At 62.7% G+C, this 16,596-nt stretch carries 14 protein-coding genes; 8 read left to right on the forward strand and 6 right to left on the reverse strand.

Annotation, left to right across the window (positions count from 1 at the left end; all coding sequences use genetic code 11):
- Window positions 1-140 precede the first annotated feature (140 nt).
- Together ACOCLD_RS18515 and ACOCLD_RS18520 are read left to right on the forward strand one after the other, a co-directional pair.
- The gene (locus ACOCLD_RS18515) at window positions 141-1,982 is read left to right on the forward strand and encodes a PAS domain S-box protein (protein WP_422910217.1); all 1,842 of its coding nucleotides are present in this window, start codon (window positions 141-143) and stop codon (window positions 1,980-1,982) included.
- A gap of 98 nt (window positions 1,983-2,080) precedes the next feature.
- Entirely contained in the window at window positions 2,081-2,260 is a 180-nt protein-coding gene (locus ACOCLD_RS18520) for a hypothetical protein (RefSeq protein ID WP_392540193.1), read from the forward strand.
- Here the strand turns inward: ACOCLD_RS18520 and ACOCLD_RS18525 are convergent.
- From ACOCLD_RS18525 to ACOCLD_RS18535, 3 genes are all read right to left on the reverse strand, one after another.
- Window positions 2,257-3,438, reverse strand: coding sequence for a multidrug effflux MFS transporter (locus ACOCLD_RS18525; RefSeq protein WP_422910218.1), 1,182 nt, complete (start codon window positions 3,436-3,438; stop codon window positions 2,257-2,259). The two genes, ACOCLD_RS18520 and ACOCLD_RS18525, sit on opposite strands and share 4 nt — an antisense overlap.
- A 128-nt stretch (window positions 3,439-3,566) precedes the next feature.
- Entirely contained in the window at window positions 3,567-6,695 is a 3,129-nt protein-coding gene (locus ACOCLD_RS18530; RefSeq protein WP_422910219.1) for an efflux RND transporter permease subunit, read from the reverse strand.
- A 12-nt stretch (window positions 6,696-6,707) separates the two neighbouring features.
- On the reverse strand, window positions 6,708-7,847 hold the full coding sequence (locus ACOCLD_RS18535; protein ID WP_422910220.1) for an efflux RND transporter periplasmic adaptor subunit: 1,140 nt from the start codon (window positions 7,845-7,847) through the stop codon (window positions 6,708-6,710).
- Between the two features lie 139 nt (window positions 7,848-7,986).
- On the opposite strand from ACOCLD_RS18535, the gene ACOCLD_RS18540 reads away from it, so the two are divergent.
- Window positions 7,987-8,643, forward strand: coding sequence for a TetR family transcriptional regulator (locus ACOCLD_RS18540; RefSeq protein WP_422910221.1), 657 nt, complete (start codon window positions 7,987-7,989; stop codon window positions 8,641-8,643).
- Here the strand turns inward: ACOCLD_RS18540 and ACOCLD_RS18545 are convergent.
- A complete protein-coding gene (locus ACOCLD_RS18545) occupies window positions 8,622-8,795 on the reverse strand; it encodes a heavy-metal-associated domain-containing protein (protein WP_422910222.1) in 174 nt (57 codons plus the stop codon). The two genes, ACOCLD_RS18540 and ACOCLD_RS18545, sit on opposite strands and share 22 nt — an antisense overlap.
- Before the next feature lie 243 nt (window positions 8,796-9,038).
- Here ACOCLD_RS18545 and ACOCLD_RS18550 point away from each other — a divergent pair, with 243 nt between their 5' ends.
- Window positions 9,039-11,426, forward strand: coding sequence for a heavy metal translocating P-type ATPase (locus ACOCLD_RS18550; RefSeq protein WP_422910223.1), 2,388 nt, complete (start codon window positions 9,039-9,041; stop codon window positions 11,424-11,426).
- Between the two features lie 16 nt (window positions 11,427-11,442).
- Complete coding sequence (gene cueR, locus ACOCLD_RS18555) at window positions 11,443-11,841, forward strand: Cu(I)-responsive transcriptional regulator (protein WP_422910224.1); 399 nt, start codon at window positions 11,443-11,445, stop codon at window positions 11,839-11,841.
- Window positions 11,842-11,952: 111 nt separating this feature from the next.
- On the opposite strand, the gene ACOCLD_RS18560 is transcribed toward cueR, so the two are convergent.
- Entirely contained in the window at window positions 11,953-12,540 is a 588-nt protein-coding gene (locus tag ACOCLD_RS18560; RefSeq protein ID WP_422910225.1) for an HAD family hydrolase, read from the reverse strand.
- Window positions 12,541-12,556: 16 nt separating this feature from the next.
- Window positions 12,557-13,426, reverse strand: a complete 870-nt coding sequence (gene tesB / locus ACOCLD_RS18565) for an acyl-CoA thioesterase II (protein WP_422910226.1) — start codon at window positions 13,424-13,426, stop codon at window positions 12,557-12,559.
- 183 nt (window positions 13,427-13,609) lie between these two features.
- Here tesB and ACOCLD_RS18570 point away from each other — a divergent pair, with 183 nt between their 5' ends.
- The 3 genes from ACOCLD_RS18570 to ACOCLD_RS18580 are packed head-to-tail and all read left to right on the forward strand — an operon-like array spanning window position 13,610 to window position 16,578.
- Entirely contained in the window at window positions 13,610-14,530 is a 921-nt protein-coding gene (locus ACOCLD_RS18570) for a histone deacetylase (protein WP_422910227.1), read from the forward strand.
- Between the two features lie 57 nt (window positions 14,531-14,587).
- Window positions 14,588-15,739, forward strand: a complete 1,152-nt coding sequence (gene ampC / locus ACOCLD_RS18575) for a class C beta-lactamase (RefSeq protein ID WP_422910228.1) — start codon at window positions 14,588-14,590, stop codon at window positions 15,737-15,739.
- 14 nt (window positions 15,740-15,753) lie between these two features.
- Window positions 15,754-16,578: a class I SAM-dependent methyltransferase gene (locus ACOCLD_RS18580; protein WP_422910229.1), complete on the forward strand. Its 825-nt coding sequence runs from the start codon at window positions 15,754-15,756 to the stop codon at window positions 16,576-16,578.
- Window positions 16,579-16,596: the final 18 nt, after the last annotated feature.

The raw sequence follows: 16,596 nt of genomic DNA on the forward strand, positions 1-16,596 counted from the left end.
GCTGCGTTTGACGCGCAGCTTTTTCACTGCGCGGCCTGCATTAGACCAAGGGCCAGCTAGACTCACAGCAGCGCCTGCTGCAGTGTGCTGGCCCTATCCCACCCACTTTCCTCGACCTGTTTAGCCACTGGCGGTAAGGGATGCGACCCGATCTTCAAGGCCCACTGCGCCTGGCCGGCGTATATATCCTGTTCAGCACACTGTGGATCCTTGGCAGCGATTACCTGCTGCATGCGCTGGTCAGCGACGAGACGTTGCTGGCTGAGCTACAAACCGCCAAAGGTCTGGTGTTTGTGCTGCTCAGTACCGCGCTGATTTTTCTCGTCAGCTACCGTGACCGCCAGGCGCAAAACCAGCTGCTGGCCGAACTCACGCACAGCAGCCAGCTCCTCAAACAGGCCCAACGCAATGCCGCACTCGGCAGTTGGGAATACTGCGATGGTTTTCACTGGAGCGCTGAGGCCCTGAGTCTGCTCGGACGTAGTGCCGAGGATGCGCAGAGCAGCCTGGAACAACTGCTGAGCTGGCTGCATCCAGCCGAACGCGCCACGGCCCAGCGTGCTGTGCAAGCCCTGCTACAGGAGCAGATCAGCCTGAGTATCAGCGCCCGCCTGCTGCAGCCCAACCAGCAACAGAGAACCTGGCTGATGCTGCGCGGCGAGTTTGACAGCAACGGCAAGATCCTCGGCACCGTGCAGAACATCAGCACGCAGAAACGTGATGAAAGCGCCCTGCGCGAGAGTGAGCAGCGCTTTCGCCAACTGTTCGAACAGACCCCGCGCATTGCCGTGCAGGGCTACGACCGCGAACGCCGGGTGATCTATTGGAACCAGGCCAGCACCCAGCTCTACGGCTATGCCGTGCACGAGGTCATGGGACGCCGCCTGGAAGAGCTGATCGTGCCGCCCCAGGCACGCAGCAAGGTCATCAGTGGCATCACCCAGTGGCAGTTGGGTGGGCAACCCATACCGGCGGCGGAAATCCAGTTGCAACGCAAGGACGGTAGTCTGGTCTGGGTCTATTCCAGCCACCTGATGCTGCGCAACAGCCTCGATCAGCTGGAGCTGTACTGCGTCGATATCGACCTGACCGAGCAGAAGAAAATCGACAACGAACTGCAGGTCAGTGAGACCCGCTACCGCTCCCTGGTGGAGCACCTGGGCGACGCGATTTTTATCACCAATGCGGCTGAGCAACTGAGCTTCCTCAACCCGGCCTGGGAGCAGGTCAGTGGCTACCCCATCCATGAAAGCCTGGGCAGCCCACTGCAGCGTTTTATGCCGGAGCTGGGTCAGGTACCGCTGAACCAGCAACTGCAGGCGCTACGCAAGGGCGAACTGGATAACCTGCGCCTGGAATGTCAGCTGCTGACACAGGGCGGCCAGGTGCGCCGGGTCGAGTTGCAGCTCAACTTCAGTCCGCTGGAACAGAGCCTGCACGGCAGCCTGCGTGATGTGCATGAGCGCCACCAGGCGCAACAGCTGCAACAGGCACGCAACGCCGTACTCGATGAACTGCTGGGACTGCATCCACTGCACAGCATCCTGGCCGGCATCACCCGCCGCCTGGAAAGCCTGCAACCGCAGATGCGCGTTTCCATCATGCTGCTCGACGAACATCAGCGTCTGCATATCGGTGCTGCGCCGAGCCTGCCGGAAACCTACAGCCAGGCCATCGACGGCATCCCGGCCGAGCTGGAAGTCGGCTCCTGCGGGCATGCTGCCAGCAGTGGCGAACTGGTGATCGCCGAAGACCTCAGCCGACATCCCTACTGGAAAAATTACCAGGCACTGGCACTGCATGCGGGCCTGCGCGCCTGCTGGTCGCTACCGTTCAAGGATGACAGCGGCCAGGTACTGGGCACCTTTGGCATCTACTACCCGCAACCGACACGCCCGAGCGCTGCCGACATCGCCCTGGTTACAGAATTCACCCGCCTGGCCGGCCTGGCCGTGCAGTTCAGTGCCGCCACGGTGAGCTGATCAGACCAACGGCGCGGCAGCCGTCATTGAATTGTTACAGGTCAATGAAAGTTCATAGTGAGCGTCTAGTCTGCCTTCTCTTGCAGAGGAGATTGGCTATGGACGTCATGATCAAACCGGTAAAAACCGCCGCCGGTCGCGGCTGGCAGGTCTGTCTGGGCAAGCAGAGTGTCACCTTTCGCAGTGAGAACGAGGCACACCAGTTTGTCAGCACCCTGCAGGCACGCCTCAACGCCCCGCATGTGCTGCCGACAGTGCGCCAGCGCGCGGCGGGTTAACCCTTGACGGCAGCTTCGGCCCAACGGGTGAACAGGGAGAAGCCCACCACCAACAGGCCGCAGCTGAATATCACCACCGCCACCGGCCAGGCCGTGCCGTCATGCAACACACCAACCATGGCCGCAGCACTGGCGGCGATGACGAACTGCAGGCTCCCCAGCAGCGCCGAAGCACTGCCGGCATGGCTGCCCTGCCCGGCCATGGCGCACGCCGAGGCATTGGGCAGCAGAATCCCCAGGCAGGCAATGCAACCGAACAAGGGAATCAACAGCGGCCACAAGGCCTGTGGCTTGGCCAACGCCACCAGCAGCAGAGCCAGGCCACAGGCCAGGTAGAACCACACGGTTTTGCCCAGCCAGTACGCCGGCCCGTGCCGCGCTACCAGCCAGGCATTGAGCTGCGCCACCAGAATAAAACCCAGGGCATTGCTGCCGAACAACCAGCCGTAATGCTCAGCCGGTATGCCGTACAGCTCGATGAAAACGAAGGGAGAACCGGCGATATAGGCAAACATCCCGGCAATCGCGCAGCCGCCCGTCAGGGCATAACCGAGAAACGGCAAATCAGCCAACAAGCGTTTGTACTCACCCAATGCACCGCGCAGGGGCGCTGGCGGCGCATCCTTGGCCAGGGTTTCCGGCAGCCACAGGGCCACTGCCAGCAGGCAGACAAAGCTGAACAGCGTCAGACAGATAAAGATCGATGGCCAGCCCAGGGTACTGAGCAGCAGCCCACCGCCCAGCGGCGCGAGAATCGGCGCCAGCCCCATCACCAGCATCAGTTGGGAAAACACCTTGGCTGAGCGGATCGGGTCACACAGATCACGCACCACGGCCCGCGAAATCACCATCCCGGCGCAGCCGCCCAGCGCCTGGACAAAACGCGCAGCAATCAGCCATTCCAGGCTCGGCGCCAGGGCGCAGGCCAATGATGCCAGGCTGAACAGCATGACCCCGACCAACAGCGGTTTACGCCGACCAAAGCGATCAGCCAGCGGACCGTACGCCAGTTGGCCGATGGCCAGGCCGACAAAGTAGGCCGCAAGCGATAACTGCACATGTTCGACATCCGTGGCAAACACCCGCGCCAGGGTCGGAAAGCTCGGCAGGTAGAAATCGATCGCCAACGGCGCAAAGGCGCTCAGGGCGCCAAGGATCAACAGAATTCGTAAAGGCATGGGTATCCAGATAGGTCAGAACAGCAGAGCCCTGTGTGCCCGTGCATGCACGCGGCGACTCACGGCTTGGCCGCGCGAGCCCGACAGCGGGTCGGGGCTCGCGCGGCACACCCGTCAAAGGGCAGAGATCAAGCCGCGTGGTCGGCCTGCTTGCGGCCTTTGCCGATTTTGGCCGCCAGCGACTCCACCAGCAGGTAGAACATCGGAATCATGAAGATCGCCAGGAAGGTCGCCGCCAGCATGCCGCCGATCACCCCGGTACCAATCGAGTGACGACTGGCCGAACCGGCACCGGAACTGATCGCCAACGGCACAACCCCCAGGATAAAGGCCAGCGAGGTCATGATGATCGGGCGGAAGCGCAGGCGCGCCGCCTCCAGTGCCGACTCGAAAATGCCCATGCCTTGCTGGCGGCAGAGCACGGCGAACTCGACGATGAGGATGGCGTTCTTCGCCGCCAGACCGATCAAGGTGACCAGACCGACCTGGAAGTACAGATCGTTTTCGATGCCACGCAGCCACACCGCAAGGATCGCCCCGAACACCGCAAACGGCACGGCGGTGACCACCGCCAACGGCAGGGTCCAACGCTCGTACTGCGCGGCGAGGATCAGGAACACCATGATCAGGCCGAAGATAAAGGCACTGCTGCCCGAACCTTGCGAGGCCACTTCCTGGAAGGCCGAGCCGGTCCAGCCGATGCTGTAGTCACTGCCCAGCACTTCGTCCGCCACCTGCTGAATCGCAGTCAGGGCCTGACCGGAGCTGTAGCCGGGTGCCGGCCCGCCAAGGATCTTCGCTGCCGGGTAGACGTTGAAGCGGGCATAGGTATCCGGGCCGAGAATGCGTTCGACCTTGACCAGGCTGGCCAGCGACACCAGCTCACCACTGGCGGCGCGCACATAGACCTGAGACAGGTCTTCCGGCTTGCTACGGAACTCCGCTTCGGCCTGCAGGCTGACCTGGAAGGTGCGCCCATACAGGCTGAAATCGTTGACGTAGTAACTGCCGAAGGTGGCCTGCATGGCGGTGAACACATCGTTCACCGGCACCCCAAGGGCACGCGCCTTGGTGCGGTCCAGGTCGATAAAGTACTGCGGCACGTTGGCGCTGAAGGTGCTCTGCACGCCTGCCAGTTCCGGACGTTTCGCCGCAGCCGCGAGGAAGGCCTGAACCTTGGCCGCCAACTGTGCGGTCGTGCCGCCGCTGCGATCCTGAATAAAGCCCTCAAAACCACCCGTGGTGCTCATGCCGGTAATGGGCGGCGGGTTGAAGCTGAGAACCACGCCATCCTTCTGCGCAGCGCCCATGCCCATGAACTGGCCGGTAAGGTTGCGCGCATCCAGCTCAGGAGTGGTGCGCTCGCTCCAGTCTTTCAATGGTACGAACGACACCCCGGCGTTGCTGCGAGTACCGAAAGTCAGCACGTCGAAGCCGGCGAAGGTCACCACATCCTGCACCGCAGGGTGCGCCATCAGTTGCTGGGTCACATCACCGGTCAGCTTCTCGGTGCGGGTCAGCGAAGCCGCAGGCGGCAGGAAATAGGCGTTGATCACATAACCCTGGTCTTCATTGGGCACCAGGGAGCTGGGTACACGGTTGAACAGCACCACCATCAGCGCAATCATCGCGCCGAACAGCAGCAGGCCTACCGCCGAACGTTTGAGGAAGAAACGCACACCGGCGGTGTAGCCGCTGGTGAATCTATCGAAAACCCGGTTGAAGGCGCGGAACGGCGCCGCCGGTTCGTGGTGCCCAGGCTTGAGCAGCAAGGCACAGAGCGCCGGGCTCAGGGTCAGCGCAACGATGCCGGATATCACCACCGACACGGCAATGGTGATGGCGAACTGTCTATACATCTCCCCCGCCAGGCCGCCGAGGAAGCCCACCGGCACGAACACTGCGCAGAGCACTAGCACGATAGCGATGATCGGCCCGGTGACTTCTTCCATGGCCTTGATGGTCGCCTCACGCGGGCCGATCTTGTCGGTGGCCATGACCCGCTCGACGTTCTCGATCACCACAATCGCGTCGTCCACCACGATACCGATGGCCAGCACCATGCCGAACAGGGTCAGCAGGTTGATCGAAAAGCCGAGCATGTACATCCCGGCGAAAGTACCAACCAGCGAGACCGGAATGGCCAGCACCGGAATCAGCGTGGCGCGCCAGTTCTGCAGGAAGATAAACACCACCAGCACCACCAGCACCAGGGCTTCGAAGAAGGTATGGATCACCTCTTCAATCGACACCTGAACGAATTTGGTGGTGTCGTACGGCACCTTGTAGGTCATGCCGCTGGGGAAGTTCTTCGACAGTCGTTCCAGCGTTTTGCTCACCGCCTCGGCGGTGTCCAGGGCATTTGCGCCGGGCTGCAGATAGACCCCGAAGGCGGCGTTCTGCTGACCGTTGAGCGAAGTCATCAGCGAGTAGTCCTGGGCACCCAGTTCGATCCGCGCGACATCCTTGAGCAACAGGCTGGCACCGGTTTCATCGGTGCGCAGAATGACGTTTTCGAACTCTTTCGGGTCGGTAAAGCGGCCCTGAGTGGTGACCGTGTAGGTGAAGTCCTGCTCCTGCTTGAGCGGCTGCTGACCGAAGCTGCCGGCGGCAAACTGCGAGTTCTGCTCACGGATCGAATTGACCACATCGGTCGGCGTCAGGTTGTACTGCGCCAGCTTGTCCGGGCGCAGCCAGATGCGCATGGAATAGTCTTTCGAACCGAACTGGCTGACATCACCCACGCCTGGCAGGCGCTTGAGCTCGTCGATCACGTTGATCAGCGCGTAGTTGCTGATGTACACCGGGTCGCGAGAGCCATCCGGCGAGTACAGGGTGACCACCTGAAGAATATCCGAGGACTTCTTCTGCACCTTGACGCCCTGTCGGCGCACTTCTTCCGGCAGTTTGGCCAGGGCGGCCTGGACGCGGTTGTTGACGTCGATGGTGGCCTGATCAGGATCGCGGCCCACCTCGAAATACACCGACAGGCTCATGGCGTTGCCGCCGGAGTTGGACTGCTGATAGATCATCCCTTCCACGCCGTTGATCGACTGCTCCAGTGGCGCGGCCACCGTTTCGGCAATCACCTGGGCGCTGGCACCGGCATAGCTGGCGCTGACCGACACCTGCGGCGGAAGAATCTGCGGGTACTGGGCGATCGGCAGCGTGCGCATGGCCATCAGGCCCGCCAGCACGATGATGATCGAGATGACCGCGGCAAACACCGGACGGTCGATAAAGAAGCGTGAGATCACCGGAGGCGCTCCTTAGGATTGGCTGGCGGCTGGGGCGGCAACTTTGACCGGCGTGTCCGGGCGCACTTTGGGCAAGCCCTCGACAATAACCCGATCACCGGCACTGATCCCGGAAACAATCACCCAGCGGCCCTTGGCGGTGTGCCCGGTGGTGACCTGACGCATGCGCGCCACACCGCCCTCATCCACCACGTAGACGAAGGTGCCGCCCGGCCCCTGAGCAATCGCGCGCTCCGGCAGGGTCATGGCGTTGGGTATGCTCAGGCCCTTGACCTGCACACGCACAAATTGGCCCGGCAGCAATTTCTGATCCGGGTTAGGCACCACGGCGCGGGCACTCACGGTGCCGGTACCACGGTCGACCAGGCTGTCGGTGAAATCGACCTTGCCTTCCAGCGGGTAGACGCTGCCGTCACCGAGTTTGATCTGCACGCTCATCTTGCCGTCTTCCGGCAGCACCAGGCTGCCGTTTTGCAGGCCGCTGCGCACGCTTTCGACATCGGAATCCGGGGCGGCGAAGTTGACGTAGATCGGATCCAGCTGGGTGATATTGCTCAGCAGGCTGGCATTGGGGTCGCCAGCCACCACCAGGCTACCTTCGGACACGGTTTCCTTGCTGGTGATGCCGGAGATCGGCGCCTTCACCGTGGTGTAGTCGAGGTCGATCTGCTTGGACTGCACCTCGGCCTCAGCCGCCTGGATGTTCGCCTTGCTCTGTTCGAAGTTGGAGACCGCGTTGTCCAGCTCGCTCTCGCTGGCAAAGCCCTTCTTCTGCAACTCACGGATGCGCTTGAGATCACGCTCGGTCTGCCGGTAGCGCGCCTGCTCCTGCGCCAGCGCGCCCTTGGCCCGGCTCAACGCGGCCTGATAGGTGCGCGAGTCGATGCGGAACATCACCTGGCCCTTCTTGACCTGGCTGCCTTCCAGATAGGTACGTTCCTGCAGGATGCCGCTGACCTGAGCGCGCACCTGCACCTCACGGAAGCCTGCCGTACGCGCGGAATACTCCAGTTCCAGCGGCAGCGATTCGGCCTTGACGGTTTCCACCACCACCTCGGGGGCAGGCGGGGCATCAGCAGCATGCAGCGGGGAAGCCAAAACAGCGAGCAACAGGGCACCGGCAGCGACCGGCAGATGGCGGGCAAAAAGCATGAATGTCTCCGAGAACACGCAGGGCACAACATGTGAGACCGGCAATGCTAGTTACATACACAAGTGTTTGTAAATAGAACAATGCCCCTAACTTCATTACACTTCGAGCTTGAGCCTAGCCAGAAATCAGCACGCTGCCATGCGCCGAACCAAAGAAGACGCCGAGAAAACCCGCATCGCCATCCTTGAAGCCGCCGAGACGCTGTTTCTGGAAAAAGGCGTGGCACACACCAGCCTGGAGCACATCGCCCGGCAGGCTGGAGTGACGCGCGGTGCGGTGTATTGGCACTTTGCCAACAAGGCTGACCTGTTCAACGCCATGCTCAATCAGGTGCGCCTGCCGCCGGAACAACTGGCCGAACGCATGCACGGCTGCGCCGAGCACGATCCGCTGCAGACCCTGCGCGAGCTGTGTATCGACGCCATTACCAACCTGGTGCACAACGCACAGAAACGGCGGATTTTCACCATCCTGTTGCGCCGCTGTGAGTTCACCGAAGAGTTGCGCGAGGCCGAAGAACGCCACGAGGCCTTTATCAACCTGTTTATCGAGCTGTGCGAGCAGCAGTTCGACAGCCCGCAGGTCAGGCCGCGCCTGCAAAGCGGGCTCAGTCCGCGCCTGGCAGCGCGGGCCGTGCATGCGCTGCTGGTCGGGCTGTTTCACGACTGGCTGCGCGATCCCAATCTGTTCGACCCGCTCAGCGACACCGAACCGATGGTCGACGCCTGCTTTCGCGGACTGATTCGCGACTGGCCCGCTGCCGTACTACTGGATCAGGCCAAACCGACCCCGTAACCGGCTTCGGCAATGGCGATGATCAACTGGTCGCTGGGCAGGCTGCTGCTAACCCGTACTTCACCGCCCTGCAATTTCACCTTCACCTCGGCGGCGGCATCGCGCGCCAGCACAGCCTCGGTCACAGCCTTGACGCAATGATCACAGGTCATGCCTTCAACCCGGAATGTATGAACGCTTGCTGCTGACATCGTTTATCACCTTATTCATCTGGAATAGACGCACAGTGTCCTCCTTGCCCACGGGGGAAGGTCAAGCCATAAAAAGTGCAGGGTACAGGCTGTGCGGCAACGCACCGCAGAGGTACAGACGGGATTACAGGTGAATGCATTGGCGCTTGACCTTGCCAAGGTGGCAAGGTTGATCCTGTTGGGAATTGCCCTGGAGGATTGCGCATGTCCAACCTCGTTCGCTTCGATCTGCCGATTGCCGGCATGACCTGTGCCAGCTGCGCCGGGCGGGTCGAGCGCGCCCTGGCCAAGGTGGCCGATGTCGCCAGCGTCAGTATCAACCTGGCCAGTGAACAGGCGCGCGTCGAAGCGCCCTCTGGCAGCCTGGAGCAACTGGTCAATGCCGTCAGCGCGGCCGGTTATCACGTACCCAGCGAGCGCCTGGAGCTGAGCCTTTCCGGCATGAGCTGCGCCAGTTGCGCGGGGCGTATCGAACGCGCCCTGACGCAGCAACCAGAGGTGCTCTCGGTCAGCGTCAACCTGGCCAGCGAGCGCGCGCAGCTGCAGGTGCTGCGCGGCACTGATCACCAGGTACTGCTGCAGGCCATCAGCCGCGCCGGTTACCACGCCAGCGTCATTGGCGATTCACAAGCAGCCCTGGCCACGCCAAGCACAGAGTTGCAACGCGAACGCTGGGCCCTGCTGCTGGCCATGCTGCTGACACTGCCGCTGGTGATTCCCATGCTTGCCGAACCCTTTGGCTTGCACTGGATGCTGCCAGCCTGGCTGCAATTCGCCCTGGCCACGCCAGTGCAATTTATCTTCGGCGCGCGCTTCTACCGCGCGGCCTGGAGCGCCCTGCGCGCCCGTGCCGGGAATATGGACCAGCTGGTGGCCATCGGCACCAGCGCCGCCTACGGCCTGAGCCTGTATCAATGGCTGACTAGCCCGGCGGGGAGCATGCCGCATCTGTATTTCGAAGCCTCAGCGGTGATCATCACCCTGATCCTGCTCGGCAAATACCTGGAAAGCAGCGCCAAGCGCCAGACCAGCAGCGCCATCCGCGCCCTGCAGGCGCTGCGCCCGGAGCGCGCCTTGCGCCTGCAGGCTGGCGTTGAGCAATGGGTGGCGCTAGCTGAACTGCAGCTGGGCGACGCCATCGTGGTCAAACCCGGTGAGCGCTTCCCGGTCGATGGCCTGGTTCGTGAAGGCCAAAGCCACGCCGATGAAGCGCTGATCAGCGGCGAGAGCCTGCCGCAACCCAAGCAGCCGGGTGATCGCGTCACCGCCGGAGCCATCAACGGCGAAGGCCGGCTGCTGGTGGAAACCACCGCCCTCGGCGCGGAAACCGTGCTGTCGCGGATTATTCGCCTGGTCGAAGATGCCCAGGCCACGAAAGCGCCGATCCAGAAGCTGGTGGATAAAGTCAGCCAGGTCTTCGTGCCCAGCGTACTACTCATCGCCCTGGCCACCCTGCTCGGCTGGCTGCTGGCGGGCAGTTCAATTGAAATCGCGTTGCTCAATGCCGTGGCGGTGCTGGTGATTGCCTGCCCTTGCGCCCTCGGCCTGGCTACGCCCACGGCGATCATGGCCGGCACCGGTGTGGCCGCACGCCACGGCATTCTGATCAAGGACGCCGAAGCCCTGGAAGTCGCCCATTCGGTGACCCTGGTGGCCTTCGATAAAACCGGCACCCTGACCGCAGGCAGCCCGCGTATCGCCCATCTGCGTGCAGTAGACGGCAATACCACACAACTGCTGCAACTGGCCGGCGCCCTGCAGCGCGGCAGCGAACACCCGCTGGCCAAGGCGGTGTTGGATCAGTGCACAGAACAACAGCTGAGCCTCACCGACGTCAGCCACAGCAAGGCGCTGGCCGGTCGCGGTATCACCGGGCAGATCGGCGAGCGACAACTGGCCCTGGGCAACCAGCGCCTGCAGGAAGAACACTTTCTGCACCACGACGAACTGGCAATAGACGCCCTGGCCTGGGAAGCTGAAGGCCGTACCCTGTCCTGGCTGCTGGAGTTGGCGCCGCAACCGCAGGTGCTCGGTCTGTTTGCCTTTGGCGACACACTTAAACCCGGCGCAACCGAGGCCATCGCCGCGCTGACCGCCCAGGGCATCGCCAGCCACCTGATCAGCGGCGACAACCCTGGCAGCGTCAAGGCCGTGGCCGATGCCCTGGGCATCAGCGCCGCACACGCCGAAGTGCTGCCGGCTGACAAGGCAGCGATCATCAGCGCGCTGAAAAGACATGCCACAGTGGCCATGGTCGGCGACGGCATCAACGATGCGCCAGCACTAGCGGCGGCCGATGTCGGCATCGCCATGGGCAGCGGCACCGACGTGGCCATGCACGCCGCCGGCATCACCCTGATGCGCGGCGACCCGCGTCTGGTGGCCGACGCCCTAGATATAAGCCGGCGTACCTATAACAAGATCCGCCAGAACCTGTTCTGGGCCTTCGCCTACAACCTGGTCGGCATTCCGTTGGCGGCCGCTGGCCTGCTTAACCCGATGCTCGCGGGTGCGGCCATGGCGCTAAGCAGCGTCAGCGTGGTGAGCAACGCCTTGCTGTTGAAAACCTGGAAGCCGCCACAACACAAATAACCCGTAGGAGAACCTGATGAATATCGGCCAAGCCGCCAAGCAAACCGGCCTGAGCGCGAAGATGATTCGCTACTACGAAAGCATCGACCTGCTGCCCGCCGCCGGCCGCAGCGACAGCGGCTACCGCCAGTACAGCCCGCAGGACCTGCACCGTCTGGCGTTTATCAAGCGCTCACGCGACCTGGGCTTTTCCCTGGCCGAAGTCAGTCAGCTGCTGGCCCTGTGGCAGGACCGTCAACGCGCCAGCGCCGATGTGAAGGCCCTGGCCGCCGCGCATATCAGCGAACTGGAACGCAAGATCAACGAACTCAGCAGCCTGCGCGACACCCTCAAGGAGTTGATGGACAGCTGCCAGGGCAATGACCGCCCGGACTGCCCGATCCTCAAGGATCTGGAGTCGGGCTGCTGTCATTAAACGACGCAGCGATTAGCCGTAGCCCGGATGCAAGCCGGGGCATTACCGGATACGCACACCCGCCTTCCCGGATTGCGCTGCGCTTATCCAGGCTACTCAACTGCACCTGCCCTATAAGGCACGCTGCAACGCCCAGCAATCCACAGCGAAATGATCGGCCAGCTCCGGCCAGGGGTTTTCCGCCAGGTTGACCAACACACTGCGCGCTCCTGCGGCGCGGGCGCATTCCAGGTCAAAGCGATAATCGCCGACCATCACCAGCTCGCTCGGCGCCACCTGCCAGGTGCGGGCGAAATACAGCAGCCCGCCCGGATCGGGCTTGGGCGGTGCTTCGTCACGGCCGATCACGTCCGCCACGGCAAAGCAGTCATCCAGACCGATGGCGCGCAAGGTCAGCAGCGCCAGTTCATGGGCATTGCGGGTGAGAATACCGAGGCGACAGCCACGCCCGTGCAGCTCGCGCACCAGCTCAATCGCCCCTGGTGCTGGCTCGGCGGTCAGCGCCAGTTCGCGCTCATGCTCCAGCAGCCAGGCGTGTTTGGCCGCTGCCACCGCCTCAGGCAGCGACGCCAGATAGCCGAGAATGTCTTCAGCTAACGGAATATCCAATGCCAGTTTGATCGCCTCGAAATCATGCACCGCCCGGGTCAGAGTGCCGTCCATATCAAACACCCAGTGCTTCGCACTGCGCAAAGTCACTTCCAATCCTCACGGCTCATTTCCAGTCCTCACGGACTCGGGTCAGCCCCTCTTGGGCGACCGAGGCGACCAGATGGCCCTGGCGGTTGAAGATGCTGCCACGGGAGAAGCCACGGGCGTTGCCGGCCCAGGGGCTGTCCATGCTGTAGAGCAGCCAGTCGTCCATACGCAGGTTGCCGTGGAACCATAGCGAGTGGTCGAGGCTGGCAACCTGCATGAACTTCTGCCACACCGACACGCCGTGCGGCAGCATCGAAGTGGTCAGCAGGTTGAAGTCGCTGGCATAAGCCAGCAGCAGCTTGTGCAGTTGCGGCTCGTCCGGCAGCTCGCCAGCGGCGCGGAACCACACATGCTTGGCTGGTTCGCTAGGCTTCGGTGCGAACGGGTTGCTCAGGGTGACCGGGCGAATCTCGATCGGTTTATCGCTTACCGCGCGCTCCCGCATACGCTCCGGCAAGGCATCCACCACCAGGCGCGCCAGTTCTGTTTCCGATTTCAGGCCTTCAGGCCCCGGCACGTCCGGCATGCTGTTCTGGTGATGAAAGCCCTCTTCATCGAACTGGAACGACGCGCTGCAGGTAAAGATCGGCTTGCCCTTCTGGATCGCCGTCACCCGCCGCGTGCTGAAACTGCCGCCATCACGCACGCGCTCGACCTGATACACCACCGGCAACGTGGCATCGCCGGGACGCAGAAAGTAGCCGTGCATGGAATGCACATGGCGCGCGGCCTCGACCGTCTGACTGGCCGCCGATACACATTGACCGAGCACCTGACCGCCATACAGCTGGCGAAAGCCCAAGTCCTGGCTGACCCCGCGAAACAGATTCTCTTCGATGGTTTCCAGGGTCAGCAGGGCGACCAACTCATTCAACACCTGACTCATGCATGCTCTCCTGTTAACGCATCTGGCTGGGGGCGAGATGGTAAAGACTTCGCCGAAGTTTGTCGGCCCGACTGAAAGATGGATGTGGACAATAATGGCAGCATTCTAGCCAATCGAGCGCCGGACTTGAGCCAGGCCAGGGCGCTCGCCATACTTCCAGCCCTATTGCTCGAGCCTGTCAGCATGCGCCTGCCGCTGGTCTACCACGAAGACTACAGCCCGCCCTTCCCGGCCAACCACCGCTTCCCCATGGAGAAGTTTCGCCTGCTGCGCGACCATCTGGTGGACAGCGGCCTGAGCACCGATGCCGAACTGCTGCGCCCCGAGCTGTGCCCCACCGACGTACTGGCTCTGACGCACTGCCCGGCCTATATCCAGCGTTTTGCCAGTGGCGAACTGGCGTATGAGGAACAACGCCGCCTCGGCCTGCCCTGGAGCGCCGCTCTGGCGCAGCGCACAATTCGCGCCGTGGGCGGCTCGCTGCTGGCCGCTGAGCAGGCGCTGCAACACGGCCTGGCCTGCCACCTGGCCGGCGGCACCCACCATGCGCATTACGATCATCCGGCCGGGTTCTGCATCTTCAATGACCTGGCAGTGATCAGCCACTACCTGCTGGCCAGCGGTAAAGCGCAGCGGGTGCTGATCTTCGACTGCGACGTGCACCAGGGCGATGGCACCGCGCGCCTTCTGGAGAGCACCCCGGAGGCGATCACTGTGTCACTGCACTGCGAGAAGAACTACCCGGCGCGCAAGGCCGCCAGCGACTGGGACATTCCCCTGCCCAACGGCATGGCCGATGCCGACTACCTCAAGGTGGTCAACGACAGCCTCAACTACCTGCTGCCGCTGTACCAGCCTGATATCGTGCTCTACGACGCCGGCGTCGATGTGCACCAAGACGATGCCCTCGGTTATCTCAACCTGACGGATGCGGGTATCGCAGCCCGTGATGAAGCCGTGCTTAACCACTGCCTGAGCCGTGACATTCCCGTGGTCGGGCTGATCGGCGGCGGCTACGACAAGGACCGCATGGCCCTGGCCCGCCGCCACGGCATCCTGCATCACAGTGCAGCCAAGGTCTGGCAAACGCGCGGGCTGGGATAAAACCAGCACGCGCGCTGTCATACCGCCCACCTTTACTGCCAAGGACTCTCAAACAGCATGTACGCAAAACTCAGTACCCTGCTGGCCGCACTGGCATTCGCCACTGCCGCCCAGGCAGACGACAGACTGCAGTCGCTGGTAGATGAAACCATTCGCCCGCTGATGGCGGAACACGATATTGCCGGCATGGCCGTGGCGATCACCCACAACGGCCAGGCGCACTACTTCAACTACGGCGTGGCGCGCCTGGACGACCAGCAGCCAGTGAGCAGCGACACCCTGTTTGAAATCGGCTCGCTGAGCAAACCGCTCACCGCCACCCTCGCCGCCCTGGCGCAAAGCACCGGCAAGCTGACCCTCAGCGACAGCGCTGGCCAGCACTGGCCCGAACTGCAAGGCAGCCAGCTGGAACACGCCAGCCTGCTCAACCTCGGCACATACACCGCCGGCGGGCTGCCGCTGCAGTTCCCCGACAACGTGACCGACCCGGCCAGCATGCTCAGCTACTACCGCCAGTGGCAGCCCGAACATATCGCCGGAACCCATCGGCGCTATTCCAACCCCAGCATCGGCTTGCTCGGCATGCTTGCCGCCAAGAGCATGGGCCAGCCGTTCCCTACGTTGATGGAAGGCACGCTGTTTCCCGCCCTCGGCATGCCGCACAGCTATATCCAGGTGCCGGCGGCGCAGATGTCGTGCTATGCCTATGGCTACAGCAAGGACAACCAGCCGCTGCGCGTCAGCCCGGGCATGCTCGACGCCGAAGCCTACGGGGTGAAAACCAACGCCAAGGACATGCTGCGTTTTGTCCAGGCCAACCTGAATCCTGCCGGCCTGAATAAAGACCTGCAGCACGCCATCGCCACTACCCAGACGGGTTATTACCGCGTCGGCGAGATGACCCAGGGCCTCGGTTGGGAGCGTTACCCCTACCCGATCAGCCTGGAGCGTCTGCAGGCCGGCAATTCCCCGGCCATGGCCCTGGAGTCGCAACCCGCTACACGCCTCGCACCGCCGGAAACCGAGCCAGGCGACAGCCTGTTCAATAAAACCGGCTCAACTGGCGGCTTCGGTGCCTACGCGATGTTTATCCCCAGTCAGAATTTCGGCCTGGTTATGCTGGCCAACAAAAACTACCCCAACGCAGCTCGAATCAAAGCGGCCCACGCCATACTGAGCGCCTTAGATAAGAACGCCGTCCCACACTGAAAAGGAATAGCGTCATGGATGACTCGTTTGCCCTGAACCAAGCCAACTGGAATGAGCGCGCCGCCTTGCATGCGGCGTCGCCCGATTACCAGGTTCAGCTGTTTATCACCTCGCCCACGCACTTATCCGAAGTGGTGCGTTTTGATCTGCCGCGCCTCGGCGATATCCGTGGCCTGCGCGCGGTGCACCTGCAGTGCCATATCGGCACTGACACCCTGTCGCTGGCCCGCCTGGGCGCGCAGATAAGCGGCTTGGACTTCTCATCCGCCTCACTGGAACAAGCCCGTAAGCTGGCCAATGCCTGCGGCGAGCACATCACGTTTGTCGAGACCTCGGTCTACGACGCCGCCAAGGCGCTCGGCGTTGAGTCGTATGATCTGGTGTACACCGGCATCGGCGCGCTGAACTGGCTACCGCAGATCGATGAGTGGGCGCGCAATGTCGCAGCTCTGCTGAAACCCGGCGGCCGCCTGTTTCTGCGTGAAATGCATCCCGTACTGATGACGCTCGACCAGGACTGTCAGGATGCCCTGCAGATGGTCCACTCCTATTTTGAACATAGCCAGCCGCAGGTCTGGAATGACGAGTACAGCTATGTGGAAAGCGACAGCAAGCTGACCGCCACCACCACTCACGAGTGGAACCACGGCATGGGCGAAATCATCACCGCGCTGCTGCGCCACGGCATGCGCCTTACGGCGCTGGAGGAACACACCAGCATCCCCTGGGAAGCGCTACCGGGTCAGATGAGTCTGGGGGAGGATGGTGAATGGCGGCTGAACAACCAGCCAGAACGCCTGCCGCTGAGCTACACGCTGCAGGCGGTCAAGGTCGGCTAACTCGCAGGTGGACAGTGG

It is taken from the genome of Pseudomonas cimarronensis, from assembly GCF_049331905.1.
GTDB lineage: Bacteria > Pseudomonadota > Gammaproteobacteria > Pseudomonadales > Pseudomonadaceae > Aquipseudomonas.

Bases quoted from the DNA above. Each gene is read 5' to 3' on its own strand.
- ACOCLD_RS18515 (WP_422910217.1), top strand. From the start codon at position 141: ATGCGACCCGATCTTCAAGGCCCACTGCGCCTGGCCGGCGTATATATC.
- ACOCLD_RS18520 (WP_392540193.1), top strand. From the start codon at position 2,081: ATGGACGTCATGATCAAACCGGTAAAAACCGCCGCCGGTCGCGGCTGG.
- ACOCLD_RS18525 (WP_422910218.1), bottom strand. From the start codon at position 3,438: ATGCCTTTACGAATTCTGTTGATCCTTGGCGCCCTGAGCGCCTTTGCG.
- ACOCLD_RS18535 (WP_422910220.1), bottom strand. From the start codon at position 7,847: ATGCTTTTTGCCCGCCATCTGCCGGTCGCTGCCGGTGCCCTGTTGCTC.
- ACOCLD_RS18540 (WP_422910221.1), top strand. From the start codon at position 7,987: ATGCGCCGAACCAAAGAAGACGCCGAGAAAACCCGCATCGCCATCCTT.
- ACOCLD_RS18545 (WP_422910222.1), bottom strand. From the start codon at position 8,795: ATGACCTGTGATCATTGCGTCAAGGCTGTGACCGAGGCTGTGCTGGCG.
- ACOCLD_RS18550 (WP_422910223.1), top strand. From the start codon at position 9,039: ATGTCCAACCTCGTTCGCTTCGATCTGCCGATTGCCGGCATGACCTGT.
- cueR (WP_422910224.1), top strand. From the start codon at position 11,443: ATGAATATCGGCCAAGCCGCCAAGCAAACCGGCCTGAGCGCGAAGATG.
- tesB (WP_422910226.1), bottom strand. From the start codon at position 13,426: ATGAGTCAGGTGTTGAATGAGTTGGTCGCCCTGCTGACCCTGGAAACC.
- ACOCLD_RS18570 (WP_422910227.1), top strand. From the start codon at position 13,610: ATGCGCCTGCCGCTGGTCTACCACGAAGACTACAGCCCGCCCTTCCCG.
- ampC (WP_422910228.1), top strand. From the start codon at position 14,588: ATGTACGCAAAACTCAGTACCCTGCTGGCCGCACTGGCATTCGCCACT.
- ACOCLD_RS18580 (WP_422910229.1), top strand. From the start codon at position 15,754: ATGGATGACTCGTTTGCCCTGAACCAAGCCAACTGGAATGAGCGCGCC.